Origin of the sequence: Streptomyces sp. Ru71, from assembly GCF_002920535.1 — a bacterium.
In the GTDB taxonomy this organism is placed as follows: domain Bacteria; phylum Actinomycetota; class Actinomycetes; order Streptomycetales; family Streptomycetaceae; genus Streptomyces.
Map to the genome: position 1 here is coordinate 19,751 of NZ_PQSS01000019.1, position 16,444 is coordinate 36,194.

A 16,444-nucleotide genomic window follows, 5' to 3' on the forward strand; every position below is an offset into this window, starting at 1 on the left:
GTGCGTACACCCCCGCCCGGGCGCCTGAGCCCGGCCCTGCCGTCATGCTGGGACGCGAACGCCGGTGCTGCCATGGCGCACGCCACACCACCCCGGAACCGGCACACCCGCCGGCGCTCAAATCCCGCCATTCGCCGGTCAGTTGACGCGTGTCATCGACCCGTCGGCCCTTGACGCGCCTCACCCCCGGAGGGTTGGCTGTGCGTGATCGAACGGTGGCAGGTTCATGCCCGTACACGGGAGACAGGCCCGAGCGGCCCTCCGGCCCGCGAACCGCCACGACGCACGAGGAAAACGAAGACGAGGTAGCCCCGCGGTGCCCCCACCCCCGCCTCCCCTGGGCCGTGGCCGCAAACGCGCCGCCCACGCCTTCGACGCCGCCCTCGACGACACCGAACTCACCGCGGCCCGCGCCGCGTTGGCCCAGGGCCGATGGCAGTCCGCACGCTCGCTGCTGGCCCGTACGGGTGACGACTTCGACCGCCGCGGCCACCGGATCACCGTCCTCGGCGCCGAACCCTACAGCGCCGCCTGGGCGAAGGACTGGCTCCTCGTCGAACCCGACTCCGCCGACGCCGCCGCGCTGCTCGCCGCCGCCCGCGTCCAGCGCGCCCTGCGCGGCAAGGAGAAGCCCGCCGCCGCCCGCGAGGCCTGCCACACCGCCGCCGCGCTCGTCCCGGCCGATCCCACCCCCTGGCTGGCCCTGCTCCTGCTGGAGCGCGTCCACGGCGACGACACCGAGGTCGTCCGCACCTTCGAACAGGTCCGCGCCCGCCACGCCGACCACCACCACGCCCACCACCTGATGGTCGCCCGGCTCGCCGAGCGCCGCGCCGACGTCGGACCCGACCCGCTGCACGAGGTCTACGACTTCGCCGCCTGGGCCGCCGAGCAGGCCCCCGCCGACTCCCCGCTGGCCATGCTCCCGGTCGTCGCGCACGCCGAGCGCTACCGCGTCCTGGCCGGCGCCGGGTTCGAACCCGCCGACCCGCTCGCCTCCGGACACTGGACCGGCCGCCGCGCCCGGCAGGTGATGAAGGCCGCCTTCGACTGGTGGCTGGAGTGGGAGCACGAGGGCCACCCCCGGCGCCTGGTCGACCTCAACTACCTCGCCCACGCCAAGGTCTGCGAGGGCCGCGGCGCCGAGGCCGCCGCCCTCTTCCACCGCATCGGTGACCACCCCACCCCGCCCCCTGGTCCTACCCCGACCGCGACCCCCACGCCGCCTTCCGTGCCGCCCGCGACCGCGCCCTCGGCACGGGCTGACGTACGCCGACGTCGGGACCCGCACCGACGACGGCAACCGCGCCCCCGCCCCCGAAAGGACCCCGCATGACGACCGGCAGCCCCCGCACCACCAGACCCGCCGACGACATCAGCACCTATCTGGGCCCCGACCGCGCCCTGCGCGCCGACCGCCTCGGCACCTCCGGCCTGCTGCTCTCCGTGCTCGCCGCGACCGCCCCGCTCATGGTCGTCGCCGGTGTCATGCCCACCACGTACGCGGTGATGGGCATCGTCGGCCAGCCCCTGCTGTTCGTCGCGCTCGGCGTGGTCCTGGTCCTGTTCAGCGTCGGCTACGCCGAGATGAGCCGGCACGTGCACAACGCGGGCGCCTTCTACGCCTACATCGCCCGCGGCCTCGGCGGCACCGCGGGCGCCGGCGCCGCCCTGGTCGCCCTCGTCGCCTACAGCGCCCTGCAGGTCGGCATCTACGGCATCTTCGGCTTCGAGGTCTCCGGGCTGCTCGCCACCTACGCCGACGTCACCGTCGCCTGGTGGATACCGGCGCTGGCGGCCGTCGCCGTCGTCGGCGCGCTCGGCTGGCTGAAGATCGACGTCAACGCGCGCGTCCTCGGCGTCCTCCTCGTCATCGAGGTCGCCCTCGTCGTGATCTTCGACGTCGCCGCGATCTCCGACCCCGGCAAGGAGGGCCTGTCCCTGCACGCCTTCGACCCCGGCACCCTCACCGGCGCCGGCGTCTCCACCGCCCTGTGCTTCTGCATCGCCGCCTTCACCGGCTTCGAGCAGGCCCCCGTCTACGCCGAGGAGACCAGCCGGCCGCACGTCCTCGTGCCGCGCGTGATGTTCCTCGCCGTCGGCTCCGTCGCCGTGTTCTTCGCGCTCAGCTCCTGGGCGCTCACCGTCGCCACCGGCCCTTCCGCGATCGTCGGCACCGCCCAGAAGGAGAGCGCGGGACTGCTGTTCACGCTCACCGAGTCCCGGCTGGGCGCCACCTTCACCGACATCCTGCACGTGTTGTTCGTGACCGGCATGTTCGCCGCCACGCTCAGCTTCCACAACGTCGTCGCCCGCTACGCCTTCGCCATGGGCCGCGAGGGCCTGCTGCCCCGGGCGTTCGGCCGCACCACCGGCGCCGGCGGAGCGCCCGGCACCGGCTCGCTGCTGCAGAGCGCCGTGTCCGCCGTCGTCGTCATCGTCTTCGCCGCCACCGACGGCAAGCCCACCGGCGACCCCACCGCGCCCGTCCTGCACCTGTTCACCTGGTGCGGCAACCTCGGCGCGCTCGGCGTGATCGTGCTGATGGCCGCCGCCTCCCTGTCGGTGATCGTCTTCTTCGTCCGGCGCGGCGCCGGACGGGCCCAGGCCTGGCGGCTCGTCACCTCCGCGCTGGCCGGGCTCGCCCTGCTGGTGCTCGCCGGCTACACGGTCAAGGACTTCGACGTCCTGGTCGGCGCCGGCCCCGGCTCCGCCCTGAGCTGGGCGCTGCCCGCCGTCATCGGCCTCGCCCTGGTCGCCGGCCTGGCACAGGGCCTGCTGCTGCGCTCCCGCAACCCCGAGGCGCACGCCCGCATCGGCCTCGGCAACGAGGCGTTCCGGCTGGACAAGGCGGCGGCCACCCCCGTCGAGCAGTGATTACGGAAGCCTGACGCGCACCCGTGAACCCTTCTCCGCAGGGGTTCGCGAGTGTTCGAATGAAGAGGTGAACCCCGCACCGCCGCAACCACCCGAGCCGGCCGACCAAGGGGGCCGGCCCATCGGCCGCCGTGTCCTGCTCGGCACCCTGGGCCTGGGCGCCCTGGGCGTGCTCACCGCACCGACGCTGCAGCGCAACCTGGAGTCCCTCTTCAGCGGCGACCCCACCGGCCTGACCGGACTGCTGCCCAACGGCGGCGGCTTCCGCTACTACTCCGTCGCCGCGTCCGTCCCGCACCGCGATGCCCACAGCTACCGCCTCACCGTCGACGGCCTGGTCGACCGCCCGCGCAGCTACACCCTGGCCGAGCTGCGGGCCCTGCCGCAGACCCGGCTGGTCCGGGACGTCCAGTGCGTCACCGGGTGGCGGGTGCCGGGCACCCCGTTCGACGGCGTGCGGCTGTCGCGGCTGCTGGACGCCGCCGGGGTGCGGCCGGGGGCCCGGGCGATCCGCTTCACCTGCTTCGACGGCACCTACAGCGAGTCCCTCACCCTCGCCCAGGCCCGCCGCCCCGACGTCCTGGTCGCGCTGCGCATGCAGAACAAGGACCTGGGCCACGCCCACGGCGGCCCGGTCCGCCTCTACGTCGCCCCCATGTACTTCTACAAGTCCGCCAAGTGGCTCTCCGGCATCACCGTCACCGACGAGGTCGAGCCCGGCTACTGGGAGGAACGCGGCTACGACGTCGACGCCTGGGTGGGCCGGTCGAACGGACGCGACGATGAGCCTACGAGCTGACGCCCCGGCCCCGGCCACGGCGCACGTACGGCGCTTCACCCGGGCCGAACGCTGGATCCACCGCACCACGGCCGCGCTGATGGGCCTGTGCGTGATCACCGCGGCCTTCCTGTACATCCCGCAGCTCGCCGAACTCGTCGGCCGCCGCGAGCTGGTGGTCCGCGTCCACGAGTGCGCCGGCCTGGCCCTGCCCGTGCCGGTGCTGCTGGGCCTGGCCTCCCGCGCCTTCCGCGCCGACCTCGGCCGGCTCAACCGGTTCGGCCCGCACGACAGGCGCTGGCTGCACGCCGCGCTGGTCCGCGACAAACGGCACACCTCCCGCCCGGCGGGCAAGTTCAACGCCGGTCAGAAGGTCTACGCCGCCTGGATCGCCGGGGCGACGCTGGTGATGCTCGGCACGGGGCTGCTGATGTGGTTCACCCATCTCACCCCGCTGCGCTGGCGCACCAGCGCCACCTTCGTGCACGACTGGCTGGCCCTGACGGTCGGTGTCGTGCTGGCCGGCCACATCGGCATGGCGCTGGGCGACCCGGAGGCCCGCCGCGGACTGCGCACGGGCCTGGTCAGCAGGGGCTGGGCCGAGCGGGAGCACCCGCTGTGGCGGCCCTGAGCGATTCGCCCCCCGAAGAGAACGGCCCACCCCCGCGAGGAGGTGGGCCGTCGTCGCCGTACGACGTCTAGATCACCAGGGACAGCAGCAGCACCAGGCCGCCGCCGACCACCGAGATGATCGTCTCCATCACCGACCAGCTCTTGATGGTCTGGCCGACGTTCAGCCCGAAGTACTCCTTCACCAGCCAGAAGCCGGCGTCGTTGACATGGCTGAAGAACAGCGAGCCCGAGCCGATCGCGAGGACGAGCAGGGCCGCGTGCGTCGTCGACATGTCGGCCGCGAGCGGCGCGACCAGACCGGCCGCCGAGACGGTGGCGACGGTCGCCGAACCGGTCGCCAGCCGGATCGCCACCGCGATCAGCCAGGCCAGCAGCAGCGCCGGGATGTTCCAGTCCTTGGAGATGTCCAGGATCATCTGGCCCACGCCGGTGTCGATCAGCGTCTGCTTGAAGCCGCCGCCCGCGCCGACGATCAGCAGGATGCCGGCGATGGGCGCGAGGCCCTTCTCGACCAGCGGCGTGACGCGCTCCTTGCCGAACCCGGCGGGCCGCAGCAGCGTGAAGATGCCCAGCAGGACGGCGGCGAGCAGGGCGATCAGCGGCGAGCCGATCACGTCGAAGATCCGCTGCACGTTCTTGTCGGGGTCGTCCACCGTGATGTCGACCAGCGCCTTGGACAGCATCAGGACGACCGGCAGCAGGATGGTGACCAGCGTCGCGCCGAAGCCCGGACGGGTCTCCAGTTCCTCCGAGGCGCGCTGCGGGATCATCCGGTCCGGCGCCGGGACGTCCACCCAGCGGGCCGCGACCTTCGAGAACAGCGGACCGGCGATGATCACCGTGGGGATGGCGACGAGGACGCCGAGCGCCAGCGTGACACCGAGGTTGGCCTTGACCGCGTCGATCGCGACCAGCGGACCGGGGTGCGGCGGGACCAGGCCGTGCATCACGGACAGACCGGCCAGCGCCGGGATGCCGATGCGCATCAGGGAGTAGTTGCCGCGCTTGGCGACCATCAGCACGACCGGGATCAGCAGGACGACGCCGACCTCGAAGAACAGCGGCAGACCGATCACCGAGGCGATCAGCACCATGGCCCACGGCATCGCCCGCCCGCCGGCCTTGGCGAGGATCGTGTCGACGATCTGATCGGCGCCGCCGGAGTCGGCGAGCATCTTGCCGAGGATCGCGCCGAGGGCGATCAGTACGCCCACACCGGCCACGGTGGTGCCGAGCCCGGTGGTGAAGCTGGCGATGGCCTTGTCGAGCGGTGCTCCGGCGACCGCGCCGAGGACGAGCGTGCCGAGCGTCAGGGACAGGAACGCGTGGAGCTTGAACTTGGTGATCAGCAGGACGATGACGGCGATGCCCGCCAGCACGGCTATGCCCAGCTGGGCGTGGCCGGCCGAGGTGATCGGCTCGACTTTGTCCGCTGCCAGCATCTCGACGCTGAGTCTGGTCACGGGGGTTCCCTTGCAGAGACGGGGGATGGGGAGGGTGGGGAGGGGTTACCGGGCCGTCGGCTCGGGCAGAGCGGCCAGAGCGGACGTGGCCCGCTCGGTGATCTGCTCCGGGCCGCCCTCGACGTCCACCTCGACGCCGGCCTCGTCCGCCGCCAGCGGCTGCAGCGTGGCGAACTGGGAGTCGAGCAGTGCCGTGGGCATGAAGTGACCCTGGCGGTGCGACATCCGGTCGGCGATGAGGGAGCGGTCACCGGTCAGGTGCACGAACACCAGCCCGGGCGCGGCGGCCCGCAGCCGGTCCCGGTAGGACCGCTTCAGCGCTGAGCAGCTGACCACCCCGCCGAGCCCGGCCCGTCCGTCCGCCCAGCGGCCGATGGCGTCCAGCCACGGCCACCGGTCCTCGTCGGTGAGCGGGGTGCCGGCCGACATCTTGGCGATGTTGGCCGCGGGGTGGAAGTCGTCGCCTTCGGCGTACGGGACGCCGAGCCGGGCGGCCAGCAGGGGACCAATGGTCGTCTTGCCGGTGCCTGCCACGCCCATGACCACGACGACGTGGGGGGTGTTCATCGCTGCCTCGCTGTCTTCGTCGACACGTTGATGCCGGGCTACTGAAACCTATTAGGTACGACGAATTCAAGAGTCTGTGACAAATAAGTCTGACTTTTTGTTCCCGTGACCCGGCCCGTACTCTGTGTGCATGACCACTCCGGGCCGGGGGCTGCACGGCCATGTACTGGACACCCTCGGCCCCGCGATCACAGCGGGCGAGTACCCGCCGGGCAGCGTCCTGCTCACCGACGAGCTCGCTCAGCGCTTCGACGTGTCACGCTCCGTGATGCGCGAGGCCGTCCGGGTGCTGGAGTCCATGCATCTGGTGGAGTCCCGGCGGCGGGTGGGCGTGACCGTGCGCCCCAAGGCCGAGTGGAACGTCTACGACCCGCAGGTCATCCGCTGGCGCCTGGCCGGCGCGGACCGCCCGCACCAGCTGCGCTCACTGACCGTGCTGCGCTCGGCCGTCGAACCGGTCGCCGCCGGCCTGGCCGCCCGCCACGCCACCGCCGAACAGTGCGCCGAGCTCACCGAGTGCGCCCTCGGCATGGTCGCCAACTCCCGCGGCCACCAGCTGGAGGGCTACCTCTTCCACGACGTGGCCTTCCACCGGGTGATCCTCACCGCCTCGGGCAACGAGATGTTCGCGCGCCTCGGCGACGTCGTCGCGGAGGTCCTCACCGGCCGCACCGAGCACGAGGTCATGTTCGAGGACCCCGACCCGGCCGCCGTCACCCTGCACGTCCAGGTCGCCGAAGCGGTCCGGGCGCGGGACGCCGAGCGCGCGGAGCGGCTGACCCGGGAGATCACGGTGGGGGCGCTGCAGGAGCTGGACATCCTGGCGCCCTGAGCCCGGGCCCCGCGTCCGGAGCGGCGGGCCCCGCCCGGCCCTACTCCCCGGGGAAGTCCCCGTCGACGTACACCCACGCCCCGTCGACCCGCTCGAAGCGGCTGTGCTCGTGCAGCGACCCGCCCCGGTAGGAGGCGCGGAAGGTCACCGTCCCGGTGGAGTGGAAGGCCGAGCCGTCGCTCGTGCCGAGGATCTCCAGCCCCGTCCAGCGCATCCGGGGATCCAGATCGAGCCGCGCGGGCCGGGTCCGGGGATGCCAGGTGCGCAGCAGGTAGTCGGCGTCGCCCTTGACGAAGGCGCTGTAGCGCGAGCGCATCAGCGCCTCGGCGGTCGGCGCGGCCGCCTCGCCGCGGTGGTAGCGGCCGCAGCACGCGGCGTACGGCTCCGGCAGACCGCAGGGGCAGGGGCGCGTCGTCATGCCCGCCATTGTGCCTGGTCACCGCGGTGGCGCGAAAACGCCGAAGGCCCCTGCTCTGCAGGGGCCTTCTCGCTGTGTCCGAGGGGGGACTTGAACCCCCACGCCCGATAAAGGGCACTAGCACCTCAAGCTAGCGCGTCTGCCATTCCGCCACCCGGACAAGGTGTCTGTCGTGCGCGGTTTCCCTCGCGGCGACGACGTAAACATTACCAGGCTTTCCCGGGTGGCCGATCACCCCCCGGCTGTCGCCGCCGTCACGTGAACGGCGTGTGTCGGGCCGGGACCGGTCTTGGACCCGGCGGGGGGCGGAGGGAGGATGAGGGGGACCACCAGCAGTGACACCGCAGTGACACCGGGAGGAAGCAGCGTGAGCGAGACGGACACGGCCAGGGGCGTCACCGGCGAGGACGAGGTCGTGGACCTCTGCCGCGAGCTGATCCGGTTCGACACCAGCAACTACGGCGACCACTCCGGGCCCGGTGAGCGCAAGGCCGCCGAGTACGTCGCCGAGAAGCTCGCCGAGGTCGGCCTGGAGCCGAAGATCTTCGAGTCCCACCCCGGCCGCGCCTCCACGGTGGCCCGCATCGAGGGCGAGGACCCGTCCCGGCCCGCGCTGCTCATCCACGGCCACCTCGACGTCGTCCCGGCCAACGCCGCCGACTGGACCCACGACCCGTTCTCCGGCGAGGTCGCCGACGGCTGCGTCTGGGGCCGCGGCGCCGTCGACATGAAGGACATGGACGCCATGACGCTCGCCGTCGTGCGCGACCGGCTGCGCTCCGGGCGCCGGCCCCCGCGCGACATCGTGGTCGCCTTCCTCGCCGACGAGGAAGCCGGCGGCACCTACGGCGCCCGTCATCTGGTCGACAACCACCGGGACCTCTTCGAGGGCGTCACCGAGGCGATCAGCGAGGTCGGCGGCTTCTCCTTCACGGTGAGCGAGCAGCGCCGGCTCTACCTGATCCAGACGGCCGAGAAGGGCATGCACTGGATGAAGCTCACCGTGGCCGGCACCGCCGGACACGGTTCGATGATCCACCGGGACAACGCGATCACCGAGCTGAGCGAGGCTGTCGCGCGCGTCGGCCGGCACAAGTTCCCGGTGCGGGTCACCAAGACCACCCGCGCCTTCCTCGACGAGCTCGGCGACGCCCTCGGCACCGAACTGGACCCCGAGGACATGGAGTCCACACTCGCCCGGCTCGGCGGCATCGCCAAGCTGATCGGCGCGACCCTGAGCAACACCGCCAACCCCACCCAGCTGAACGCCGGTTACAAGGTCAACGTCATCCCCGGCGAGGCCACCGCGCACATCGACGGCCGCTTCCTGCCCGGCCACGAGGAGGAGTTCCTCGCCGACCTCGACCGGCTGCTCGGCCCGAACGTGCGCCGCGAGGACGTGCACGCCGACAAGGCCGTCGAGACCACCTTCGACGGCGCCCTGGTGGAGGCCATGCAGTCCGCGCTGGTCGCCGAGGACCCGGCCGCCAAGGCGATCCCGTACATGCTCTCCGGCGGCACCGACGCCAAGTCCTTCGACGACCTCGGCATCCGCGGCTTCGGCTTCGCGCCGCTGAAGCTGCCGCCGGAGCTGGATTTCGCCGGGATGTTCCACGGGGTCGACGAGCGCGTGCCGGTGGACGGTCTGAAGTTCGGCGTGCGGGTGCTCGACCGGTTCATCGACGCCTCCTGAACGGACCGCCGCGGGGCCCTTTCAGGGCCCCGAACGGTCCTTTTTCGCCTGCTGAAACGCGACTTCACTATTCGGGCGCGTGTGCGGCAACAACTGAGAAGAGTGAATGCGACGATACGCTCGTAGCCTGATTACTCCCTCCTCGTTACAGGTGATGCGATCCGCAACGCTGGGATCGCTTTTGCCAACAAGGAGGAATAATGATCAAGAAGGTCGTCGCTGCTGCGGCTGCCACCGGTGGGCTGGTTCTCGCGGGCGCGGGCCTCGCCGTCGCCGACTCGGGCGCCCAGGGTGCCGCCGTGCACTCCCCGGGCGTCGTGTCCGGCAACGTCATCCAGGTGCCCGTGCACGTACCGGTGAACGTGTGCGGCAACACGATCAACGTGATCGGGCTCCTGAACCCCGCCTTCGGCAACACCTGCGTCAACAACTGACGTCCTCTCCCCGGGGGTTGGTCCTTCGCGGGTCGGTCCTCTGAGGGTCGTCCACACCGTCGGCCCCGGAGCGCGCGCCATGCGCTCCGGGGCCGACCGGTCTTTTGCGCGTTCACGATGTGACATGAAGGTGCGAGGAATCGCGAAAGGCAGGGAAATTCAGCAATGCGACAAGTCACCCGCAAAAGCCTCATGACGGTGGCGGCAGCGACCGGCGTGCTCGCCGCCGCCGGCGGTTACGCCCACGCCGACTCGGGCGCGAGCGGCTCCGCCTCGAACTCGCCGGGCGTGCTGTCCGGCAACTCGGTGCAGGCGCCGGTGCATGTCCCGGTGAACGTGTGCGGCAACACGGTCGACGTCGTCGGGGCGCTCAACCCGGCGATGGGCAACAAGTGCGCCAACCAGGGCGGCGGCAGCCACAGCGGCGGCGGCTCGACGGGCGGGCACGGCGGCTCCGGGGGGTCCGGCGGGTCCGGCGGATCCGGCGGCTCCGGGGGCGCGCAGGCCGGCGGACACACCGGCGACTCGCCCGGCGTCGGATCCGGCAACCACGTCGAGGCGCCCGTCGACGTACCGGTGAACGTCTGCGGCAACAGCGTCGACGTCGTCGGCGTCGGCAACCCGGCGATGGGCAACGACTGCGCCAACGGCGGCGGGGGCGGTGGCCACACCACGCCTCCGGGCGGTGGCGAGACCCCGCCCGGCACGCCGGGTACTCCTGGCAATCCCGGCACACCCGGAACTCCCGGCAACCCGGGTCACCCCGGCACCCCGGGTCACCCCGGCACCCCGAGTCACCCCGGTACGCCGAGCACCCCGGGTGAGCACACGCCCGGCACTCCGGGCGGGCCCAACCACCCGGGCACCCACTCGGTCACCCGGCCCGCGGGCTCGGCCCAGCTCGCCCACACCGGCAGCGAACTGCCGATGGGCGTCGTCCTGCCGGTCGGCGCGGGCGCACTGCTCGCCGGTGCGGTGATGTACCGCAAGGCGCGCGCCTCGGCCTGAGCGGCGCGCTGCCGCCGTCGGCACACAACGGAACGGGCCCCGCATCGGCGGGGCCCGCTCCGTCTGCCTCACGTCACCACGTGGCGCGCACCTGGCGGATGATCCGCCGCCGCAACCGCACCCTGCGGCTGCCGTCGCGTAGCAGGCTCAGGCGGTACAACTCCCAGTGTCCGTACTCGGCGTGTTCGGTCAGCAGACGTGTCGTCTCCTTGCGGGAGACCCCGCGCGGTAGGTACACGTCGACAAATTCGTATTCCGGCATCGCATCTATTGTGCGGGCTGGGGCCCGGTACGGATAGCGTCTGCACTATGTCTGATGCTGCGCAGCCCACCGCTGCCGAGGTACGCGCCGCCGCCGAGGCGGTCAAGACCGCGCTCGACCGCCACCTGGCCGCGGTCGAACGCAGGTCCGGCGAGGACGACCCCGATGTCTACGAGGCCTTCAACCAGCTGGCCGCGGCCGCCGAGGCGTACGACGAGCTGCTCTACGACCGCTACGACGAGGTCACGCCCTTCGAGATCCCCGGGGCCGACGACTCACTGCCGCCGTACACGGGCCCCGAGGAGCCGAACGCGCTCAGCGTGCTGATCCGCCGCGACTACGCGGTCGCGCAGCCACAGCGGCTGCGCGCGCAGGCCCAGCGCATCGAGGCGGCGGACGAGGACAGCGCGGACGAGGGCGTCTCCGGGACCGTGCACGGGGCGCTCGGCATCCTGTTCGGCGAGTTCGAACCGGACGAGATCGCCTCCCGGCACAAGGAGTTCGGCCTGGAGGAGGGCGACTCCACGCTGTGGGTGGTCGCCGCGGAGGAACCGGCCGAACCCGGCGAGTGGCTGGAGGCGCCGTTCGAGCAGGTCGATCCGCAACGGGTGGTCTGCCGCTTCGACGTCAGCGCGGTGTTCGACGACGACCTCGGCGAGGACGACGAGGACGACGACGGGCACCCGGCCCTCGACGGGGACGAGGACGGCGACGAGGATCTGGAGCCGCTGGACGCCGACCGCTGAGAGCGCGCCGCGCGCGAAGAGCACGCCCGGCTTGAGTGTGAGCACGCCCGGCATGAGTGAGAGCGTGCCCTACGAGCCATGACCGGCCCGGGACGAGGTGTCCCGGGCCGTACGCGTCCCACGGGGACGGGGGGCGGGCGTCGGTCAGCCCGCCGCCGGGACCTGCGTGCGCAGCAGCACGGGCAGCCGGGTCGTCCGGGGCTTGGCCGGGACCTCGGCGACCGCTCTGGGCAGCGCCTGCTCCACCCCGTGGACCACGGACAGATGCCGCTCGCCCCGGCCGAAGGCCGTGTACACCCAGGGCCGGCTGAGCGCCTGCGCCGCGTCGCCCGGCAGCACCACGACCGCGGCCGGCCACCGGCTGCCGACCGCCTGGTGCGCGGTCAGCGCCCACCCGTGCCGCACACTCTGCTCCACCCGCTCCCGCGGCACGGCGACGGGGACGCCCGCGCACTCCAGACGCAGCCCGTCGGCGTCGGCCCCGGTCACCCGGCCCGGCACCGTGCGCCCCGGCGCGGGGGAGTAGGCGATCCGGTCACCCGGGTCGAAGCCGCCGAACCGGCCGGGGCCGGGATTGAGACGTTCCTTCAGGGCCGCGTTGAGCGCCCGCGTGCCGGCCGCGCCACCGTGGCCCGGTGTGATCACGACCGTCTGCTCGGGCGGCACGCCCAGGGCCCGCGGCACCGAGTCCGCGACCAGCTGCACGGTGCGGTGCACGGCCTCGCCCGCGTCCCGCACCGGCACGATCACGATCTCCTTGCCGGGCGCGTCGACCTGGTTCAGCTCGCCGACGCCGATCCCGGACACCAGCTCGCCGATCGGCCCGGGGTCGGGGGTGCGCGAGGCGATCTGCGGGCACACCCGCGCGGCCAGCAGATCGGCGAAGACCCGCCCGGGCCCGGCCGACCACAGCACCGCGGGATCGCCGCTGAGCACCAGCCGCGCCCCGTCCGGCAGCGACTCGACGACCATCGCCGCGCTCTCCACGTCCAGTTGGGGCGCGTCCAGCACCACCAGCAGATCCAGCCCGAGGGCGCCGTCGGCGTCCCGCCCGGGACCCTCGGCACCGGAGAGCAGCCCGGCGACCGTCACGACGTCCTGTGCGGCGCCGTCCTTCGGGAGCAGGCCGGCGAACCGGCGCCGTCCGTCCGGGGTGTGGCAGGCGGCGACGGCTCGCAGGCCGAGCGCGCGGGCCGCTGTGAGAAGGGCCGCCGGTTCGGCGCGGGCCGCCTCGCCGCCGGTGTGCAGCACCAGCCCGTGCCCCGCGACGGCGCGGATCAGCTCGGCCGCGCTGCCGGATGCCGATGCCGCGGCCGACGCCCAGTCCACCCCGTCGTCCTTGGCGACGGAGTTGACCACCCGGGCGAGACCGTCGGCGAGGCTCTCCTCGGCGAGCGCATACCGCTCCAGGCCGACCAGCACGCGCACCGGACGCTCGGGCTCCTCCTCGCCCTCCTCCACGGGGGCGGGGGTCGGCTGCTCGTCGAGGGCGTCCTGGAAGGCCAGCGCCTCGCCCTCGGCGAGCGCGTCCTGCAGGGCGGCGTCCGGGTCGGGCACCCCGCGCTGTCCGAGCGCGGCGGTGAGCGCGGCCACGTCCAGCGCGGTGTGCCCGGCCACCGCCGCCTGCTCCAGCAGCCAGCCGGTCAGCGCGCGGCCCCGCCGCTCGTCGCCGGGTGCGCACTCCGGGCCGAGCAGCGCCCGCGCGAAGGAGTCGGCGTGCTCGGGGCGGACGCTGGCGACCCGCAGCAGCTGCCAGGGGTCCTCACGCAGCGCCTCGGCCGCGCCCTCGCCGAGGACGGCGGCGGCCTGCGGGGCCAGGGCCTCGGGGGCGCCGCCGTCGGCGAGCACCCGCCCCACGGCGGCGACGGTCTCGACGGCGACGGTCTGGGCGGGGACCGGCGCGGGTGCCACCGGCGCGGCCTCGGCCGGTGCCGGCTGGGGCCGCCGTACCGGCTCCGGGGCGGGGCGGCGCGGGGCGGCCGGTTCGCTGAAGACGGTCCGCGCGGGCTTCTCGCCGCTCTCCACGGCCCGCACGGCGGCGAGCAGGTCGGCCGCGGTGCCGCTGAGCTTGGCCCCGCTCTCGATCGGCCCCTTCTTCTCGGCCTTGCGCCGCTCGATGCGCTCCCGCTCGATCCGCTGCGCCTGCAGCTCGGCCTCGGCCTCGGACAACTCACCGGCACCCGCATCGCCATCAGCGGCGCTGGAGTCCTCGGTGCTGGAGCCCTCGGCACCGGCGTCGTCGGCGCCCGGGTCGTCGTCGGCCTCCTCGGGCGGGGTGGCGGCCTCCTCCGGCGCGGTGGCGGCCTCCGCCCCGGCGTCCGGTGTCCCCGGCTCGGCGTCCGGCGTCCCCGGCTCGGTGTCCTCCGTGGTCTCCGGCTCCGTGCTCACAGCGTGCTCCAGTCGTGATCGGGATAGCGGTGCACGGGCGCCGACACATCGTCGAGCGCCCGGCAGATCTCGTCAGGAAGACTAAGCGCCTCCACTGACAACGCCGCCGTGAGCTGCTGTGCCGTGCGCGCGCCGACGATCGGCGCGCTCACGCCGGGCCGGTCGCGCACCCACGCCAGGGCCACCTGGAGCGGGGTGACCGCGAGCCCGTCGGCGGCCGTGGTCACCGCGTCCACGATCCGGCTCGCGGTGTCGTCGAGGTAGGGCGCGACGAACGGCGCCATGTGATCGGAGGCACCGCGCGAGTCGGGCGGCAGGGCGTCGCCCCGGTACTTGCCGGTGAGCACCCCGCGGCCCAGAGGCGAGGACGGCAGCAGCCCGATGCCCAGGTCCCGCGCGGCCGGCAGCACCTCCCGCTCCACCCCTCGCTGCAGCAGCGAGTACTCCATCTGCGTGCTCGCCAGCCGGGTCCGCGTGCCCGGCGCCGCCAGCTGCCAGGTGCCGGCCTTGGCGAGCTGCCAGCCGCAGAAGTTGGACACCCCCGCATAGCGCGCCCGCCCGCTGCTCACCGCGATGTCCAGGGCCTGGAGGGTCTCCTCCAGCGGTGTGTCGGGGTCGTAGGCGTGCAGGTGCCACAGGTCGACGTAGTCCGTGCCGAGCCGGGCCAGCGAGGCGTCCAGGGCGGCCAGCAGATGCCCGCGCGAGCCGTCGAACCGGCGGTCCGGGTCGGGCACGCTGCCCGCCTTCGTGGAGATGACCAGATCCCGGCGCGGGACCAGCCCCTCTATGAGCCGCCCCAGCAGATACTCGGCCTCCCCGTCTCCGTACACGTCCGCGGTGTCGACGAGCGTGCCGCCCGCCTCCCAGAACGTCTTCAGCAGGTCCGCGGCGTCATGCTCGTCGGTGTCCCGGCCCCAGGTCAGGGTGCCGAGCCCGATCCGGGACACACGCAGGCCGGTGCGGCCGAGATGCCTCTGCTCCATGGACGCCGAGATTACTGGCCACGGATGCGCCGTGGGTTGCCTGTGGACAACGGATTTCCCGGCTGTCCACAGGGGTTGCGCGGCGCGCGGGCGCGACGCTCGCCACACCACCCTGCCCTGGTCGGCGGCCCCGCGCTAAGGTCGGCCGCACACGGGACATTACTGATCGGTAAGGGGAGCGCATGCAGCTCGGGATCAACCTCGGCTACTGGGGCGCCGGGATGGACGCGGACAATCTCGCCGTCGCCCAGGAGGCCGACCGGCTCGGCTACGCGGTCTGCTGGGCCGCCGAGGCCTACGGCTCCGACGCGGCCACCGTGCTCAGCTGGGTCGCCGCCCAGACCGAGCGCATCGACGTGGGCTCGGCCATCTTCCAGATCCCGGCCCGCCAGCCGGCGATGACCGCCATGACCGCCGCCACCCTCGACTCGCTCTCCGGCGGCCGCTTCCGGCTCGGCCTCGGCGTCTCCGGACCGCAGGTCTCCGAGGGCTGGTACGGCGTCAAATTCGACAAGCCGCTGGCGCGCACCCGCGAGTACGTGGAGATCGTGCGCCGGGCGATGAGCCGCGAGCGCCTGTCGTTCGACGGCGAGCACTGGACGCTGCCGCTGCCCGGCGGCCCCGGCAAGCCGATCAAGCTGACCGTGCACCCGCAGCGCGAGCACATCCCGCTGTACATCGCCGCGATCGGCCCGAAGAACCTGGAGCAGACCGGCGAGATCGCCGACGGCGCCCTGCTGATCTTCCCCTCCGCAGACCACCTGGAGGAGACCACGCTCCGGTATCTGCGCGCCGGGCGCGAGAAGGCCGGCAAGACCATGGACGGCTTCGACGTCGCCCCCACGCTCCCGCTGCACCTCGGCGACGACAAGGACGTGACCGGCCTCGCCGACGCCTTCCGGCCCTACACCGCGCTGTACGTCGGCGGCATGGGCAGCGCCAAGCAGAACTTCTACAACCAGCTCGCCCGGCGCATGGGCTTCGAGCAGGCGGCCGCCGAGGTACAGGAGAAGTACCTGGCCGGCGACAAGCAGGGCGCCGCGGCCGCCGTACCGCACGAGCTGATCGACGCCACCACGCTGCTCGGCTCCGTGGACCGGATCGCCGACCGGATGAAGGCCTACGCGGCGGCCGGCGTCACCACGCTCAACCTCAACCCGGCCGGCTTCACCCTGGACGAGCGCGTCGCCGCGCTGCGCGCCGGCGTCGAGGCCCTGGAGCGCGCGGGCCTCGCGTAGGCGACGGGCCCCGGAAAAGCTCTACGGCCGTGGTGGGGGCTCGGGGGTCTTCCCCGCCACGGCCGTCATCGGGAACAACGCGCCAGGACGCCCCGGGTTACGGCTCTTTCCCCCGCCCGGGGTC

The 16,444-nt window shown here is 73.1% G+C and carries 15 protein-coding genes, 1 tRNA gene and 1 pseudogene; 10 read left to right on the forward strand and 7 right to left on the reverse strand.

Annotated elements, in window-relative coordinates; genetic code table 11:
- Positions 1-316: 316 nt before the first annotated feature.
- From C3489_RS14345 to C3489_RS14360, 4 genes and pseudogenes are all read left to right on the forward strand, one after another.
- A pseudogene (locus tag C3489_RS14345) lies at positions 317-1,266 on the forward strand (hypothetical protein).
- A gap of 66 nt (positions 1,267-1,332) precedes the next feature.
- A complete protein-coding gene (locus C3489_RS14350; protein ID WP_103782187.1) occupies positions 1,333-2,877 on the forward strand; it encodes an APC family permease in 1,545 nt (514 codons plus the stop codon).
- Between the two features lie 67 nt (positions 2,878-2,944).
- On the forward strand, positions 2,945-3,676 hold the full coding sequence (locus tag C3489_RS14355) for a molybdopterin-dependent oxidoreductase (RefSeq protein ID WP_103782188.1): 732 nt from the start codon (positions 2,945-2,947) through the stop codon (positions 3,674-3,676).
- On the forward strand, positions 3,660-4,286 hold the full coding sequence (locus tag C3489_RS14360) for a cytochrome b/b6 domain-containing protein (protein ID WP_103782189.1): 627 nt from the start codon (positions 3,660-3,662) through the stop codon (positions 4,284-4,286). The genes C3489_RS14355 and C3489_RS14360 overlap by 17 nt, the downstream gene beginning before the upstream one ends.
- Positions 4,287-4,353: 67 nt before the next feature.
- Here the strand turns inward: C3489_RS14360 and C3489_RS14365 are convergent, their stop codons facing one another.
- Both C3489_RS14365 and C3489_RS14370 read right to left on the reverse strand, forming a co-directional pair.
- Positions 4,354-5,751 carry a GntP family permease gene (locus C3489_RS14365; protein ID WP_103782190.1) on the reverse strand — a complete coding sequence of 466 codons (1,398 nt, stop codon included), beginning with the start codon at positions 5,749-5,751 and terminating at the stop codon, positions 4,354-4,356.
- Between the two features lie 45 nt (positions 5,752-5,796).
- Complete coding sequence (locus tag C3489_RS14370; protein ID WP_103782191.1) at positions 5,797-6,318, reverse strand: gluconokinase; 522 nt, start codon at positions 6,316-6,318, stop codon at positions 5,797-5,799.
- Positions 6,319-6,448: 130 nt separating this feature from the next.
- Between C3489_RS14370 and C3489_RS14375 the strand changes: the two genes are divergently transcribed.
- Positions 6,449-7,150, forward strand: coding sequence for a FadR/GntR family transcriptional regulator (locus C3489_RS14375; protein WP_103782192.1), 702 nt, complete (start codon positions 6,449-6,451; stop codon positions 7,148-7,150).
- 40 nt (positions 7,151-7,190) lie between these two features.
- Here C3489_RS14375 and C3489_RS14380 read toward each other — a convergent pair whose 3' ends face one another.
- On the reverse strand, positions 7,191-7,568 hold the full coding sequence (locus C3489_RS14380) for a YchJ family protein (protein ID WP_103782260.1): 378 nt from the start codon (positions 7,566-7,568) through the stop codon (positions 7,191-7,193).
- Positions 7,569-7,643: 75 nt separating this feature from the next.
- A tRNA-Leu gene (locus C3489_RS14385) sits at positions 7,644-7,728 on the reverse strand.
- Positions 7,729-7,935: 207 nt separating this feature from the next.
- Between C3489_RS14385 and C3489_RS14390 the strand changes: the two genes are divergently transcribed.
- The 3 genes from C3489_RS14390 to C3489_RS39855 all read left to right on the forward strand — a co-directional run bounded on the left by C3489_RS14390 (position 7,936) and on the right by C3489_RS39855 (position 10,703).
- Positions 7,936-9,261 (forward strand): M20/M25/M40 family metallo-hydrolase, encoded by a 1,326-nt coding sequence (locus tag C3489_RS14390; protein ID WP_103782193.1) that lies wholly within the window; start codon positions 7,936-7,938, stop codon positions 9,259-9,261.
- Positions 9,262-9,461: 200 nt separating this feature from the next.
- Positions 9,462-9,695 carry a chaplin ChpH gene (gene chpH, locus C3489_RS14395; RefSeq protein ID WP_039651765.1) on the forward strand — a complete coding sequence of 78 codons (234 nt, stop codon included), beginning with the start codon at positions 9,462-9,464 and terminating at the stop codon, positions 9,693-9,695.
- Positions 9,696-9,860: 165 nt separating this feature from the next.
- A complete protein-coding gene (locus C3489_RS39855; RefSeq protein WP_103782194.1) occupies positions 9,861-10,703 on the forward strand; it encodes a chaplin in 843 nt (280 codons plus the stop codon).
- A 73-nt stretch (positions 10,704-10,776) separates the two neighbouring features.
- Here the strand turns inward: C3489_RS39855 and C3489_RS14405 are convergent, their stop codons facing one another.
- Positions 10,777-10,965, reverse strand: coding sequence for a DUF5703 family protein (locus C3489_RS14405; RefSeq protein ID WP_103782195.1), 189 nt, complete (start codon positions 10,963-10,965; stop codon positions 10,777-10,779).
- 47 nt (positions 10,966-11,012) lie between these two features.
- On the opposite strand from C3489_RS14405, the gene C3489_RS14410 reads away from it, so the two are divergent.
- Positions 11,013-11,711: a hypothetical protein gene (locus tag C3489_RS14410; protein ID WP_103782196.1), complete on the forward strand. Its 699-nt coding sequence runs from the start codon at positions 11,013-11,015 to the stop codon at positions 11,709-11,711.
- A 144-nt stretch (positions 11,712-11,855) separates the two neighbouring features.
- Here the strand turns inward: C3489_RS14410 and C3489_RS14415 are convergent, their stop codons facing one another.
- Positions 11,856-14,099: a helix-hairpin-helix domain-containing protein gene (locus C3489_RS14415; RefSeq protein ID WP_103782197.1), complete on the reverse strand. Its 2,244-nt coding sequence runs from the start codon at positions 14,097-14,099 to the stop codon at positions 11,856-11,858.
- Positions 14,096-15,082, reverse strand: a complete 987-nt coding sequence (locus C3489_RS14420; protein WP_103782198.1) for an aldo/keto reductase — start codon at positions 15,080-15,082, stop codon at positions 14,096-14,098. Before C3489_RS14420 ends, C3489_RS14415 begins: the two co-directional genes overlap by 4 nt.
- A gap of 182 nt (positions 15,083-15,264) precedes the next feature.
- Between C3489_RS14420 and C3489_RS14425 the strand changes: the two genes are divergently transcribed.
- Complete coding sequence (locus C3489_RS14425; RefSeq protein ID WP_103782199.1) at positions 15,265-16,320, forward strand: LLM class F420-dependent oxidoreductase; 1,056 nt, start codon at positions 15,265-15,267, stop codon at positions 16,318-16,320.
- Positions 16,321-16,444 lie beyond the last annotated feature (124 nt).

Excerpts from the sequence above, each read along its gene's own strand:
- C3489_RS14420 (WP_103782198.1), bottom strand. The coding sequence starts at position 15,082 with ATGGAGCAGAGGCATCTCGGCCGCACCGGCCTGCGTGTGTCCCGGATC.
- C3489_RS14360 (WP_103782189.1), top strand. The coding sequence starts at position 3,660 with ATGAGCCTACGAGCTGACGCCCCGGCCCCGGCCACGGCGCACGTACGG.
- C3489_RS14405 (WP_103782195.1), bottom strand. The coding sequence starts at position 10,965 with ATGCCGGAATACGAATTTGTCGACGTGTACCTACCGCGCGGGGTCTCC.
- C3489_RS14380 (WP_103782260.1), bottom strand. The coding sequence starts at position 7,568 with ATGACGACGCGCCCCTGCCCCTGCGGTCTGCCGGAGCCGTACGCCGCG.
- C3489_RS39855 (WP_103782194.1), top strand. The coding sequence starts at position 9,861 with ATGCGACAAGTCACCCGCAAAAGCCTCATGACGGTGGCGGCAGCGACC.
- C3489_RS14350 (WP_103782187.1), top strand. The coding sequence starts at position 1,333 with ATGACGACCGGCAGCCCCCGCACCACCAGACCCGCCGACGACATCAGC.
- C3489_RS14375 (WP_103782192.1), top strand. The coding sequence starts at position 6,449 with ATGACCACTCCGGGCCGGGGGCTGCACGGCCATGTACTGGACACCCTC.
- C3489_RS14425 (WP_103782199.1), top strand. The coding sequence starts at position 15,265 with ATGCAGCTCGGGATCAACCTCGGCTACTGGGGCGCCGGGATGGACGCG.
- C3489_RS14370 (WP_103782191.1), bottom strand. The coding sequence starts at position 6,318 with ATGAACACCCCCCACGTCGTCGTGGTCATGGGCGTGGCAGGCACCGGC.
- C3489_RS14410 (WP_103782196.1), top strand. The coding sequence starts at position 11,013 with ATGTCTGATGCTGCGCAGCCCACCGCTGCCGAGGTACGCGCCGCCGCC.
- chpH (WP_039651765.1), top strand. The coding sequence starts at position 9,462 with ATGATCAAGAAGGTCGTCGCTGCTGCGGCTGCCACCGGTGGGCTGGTT.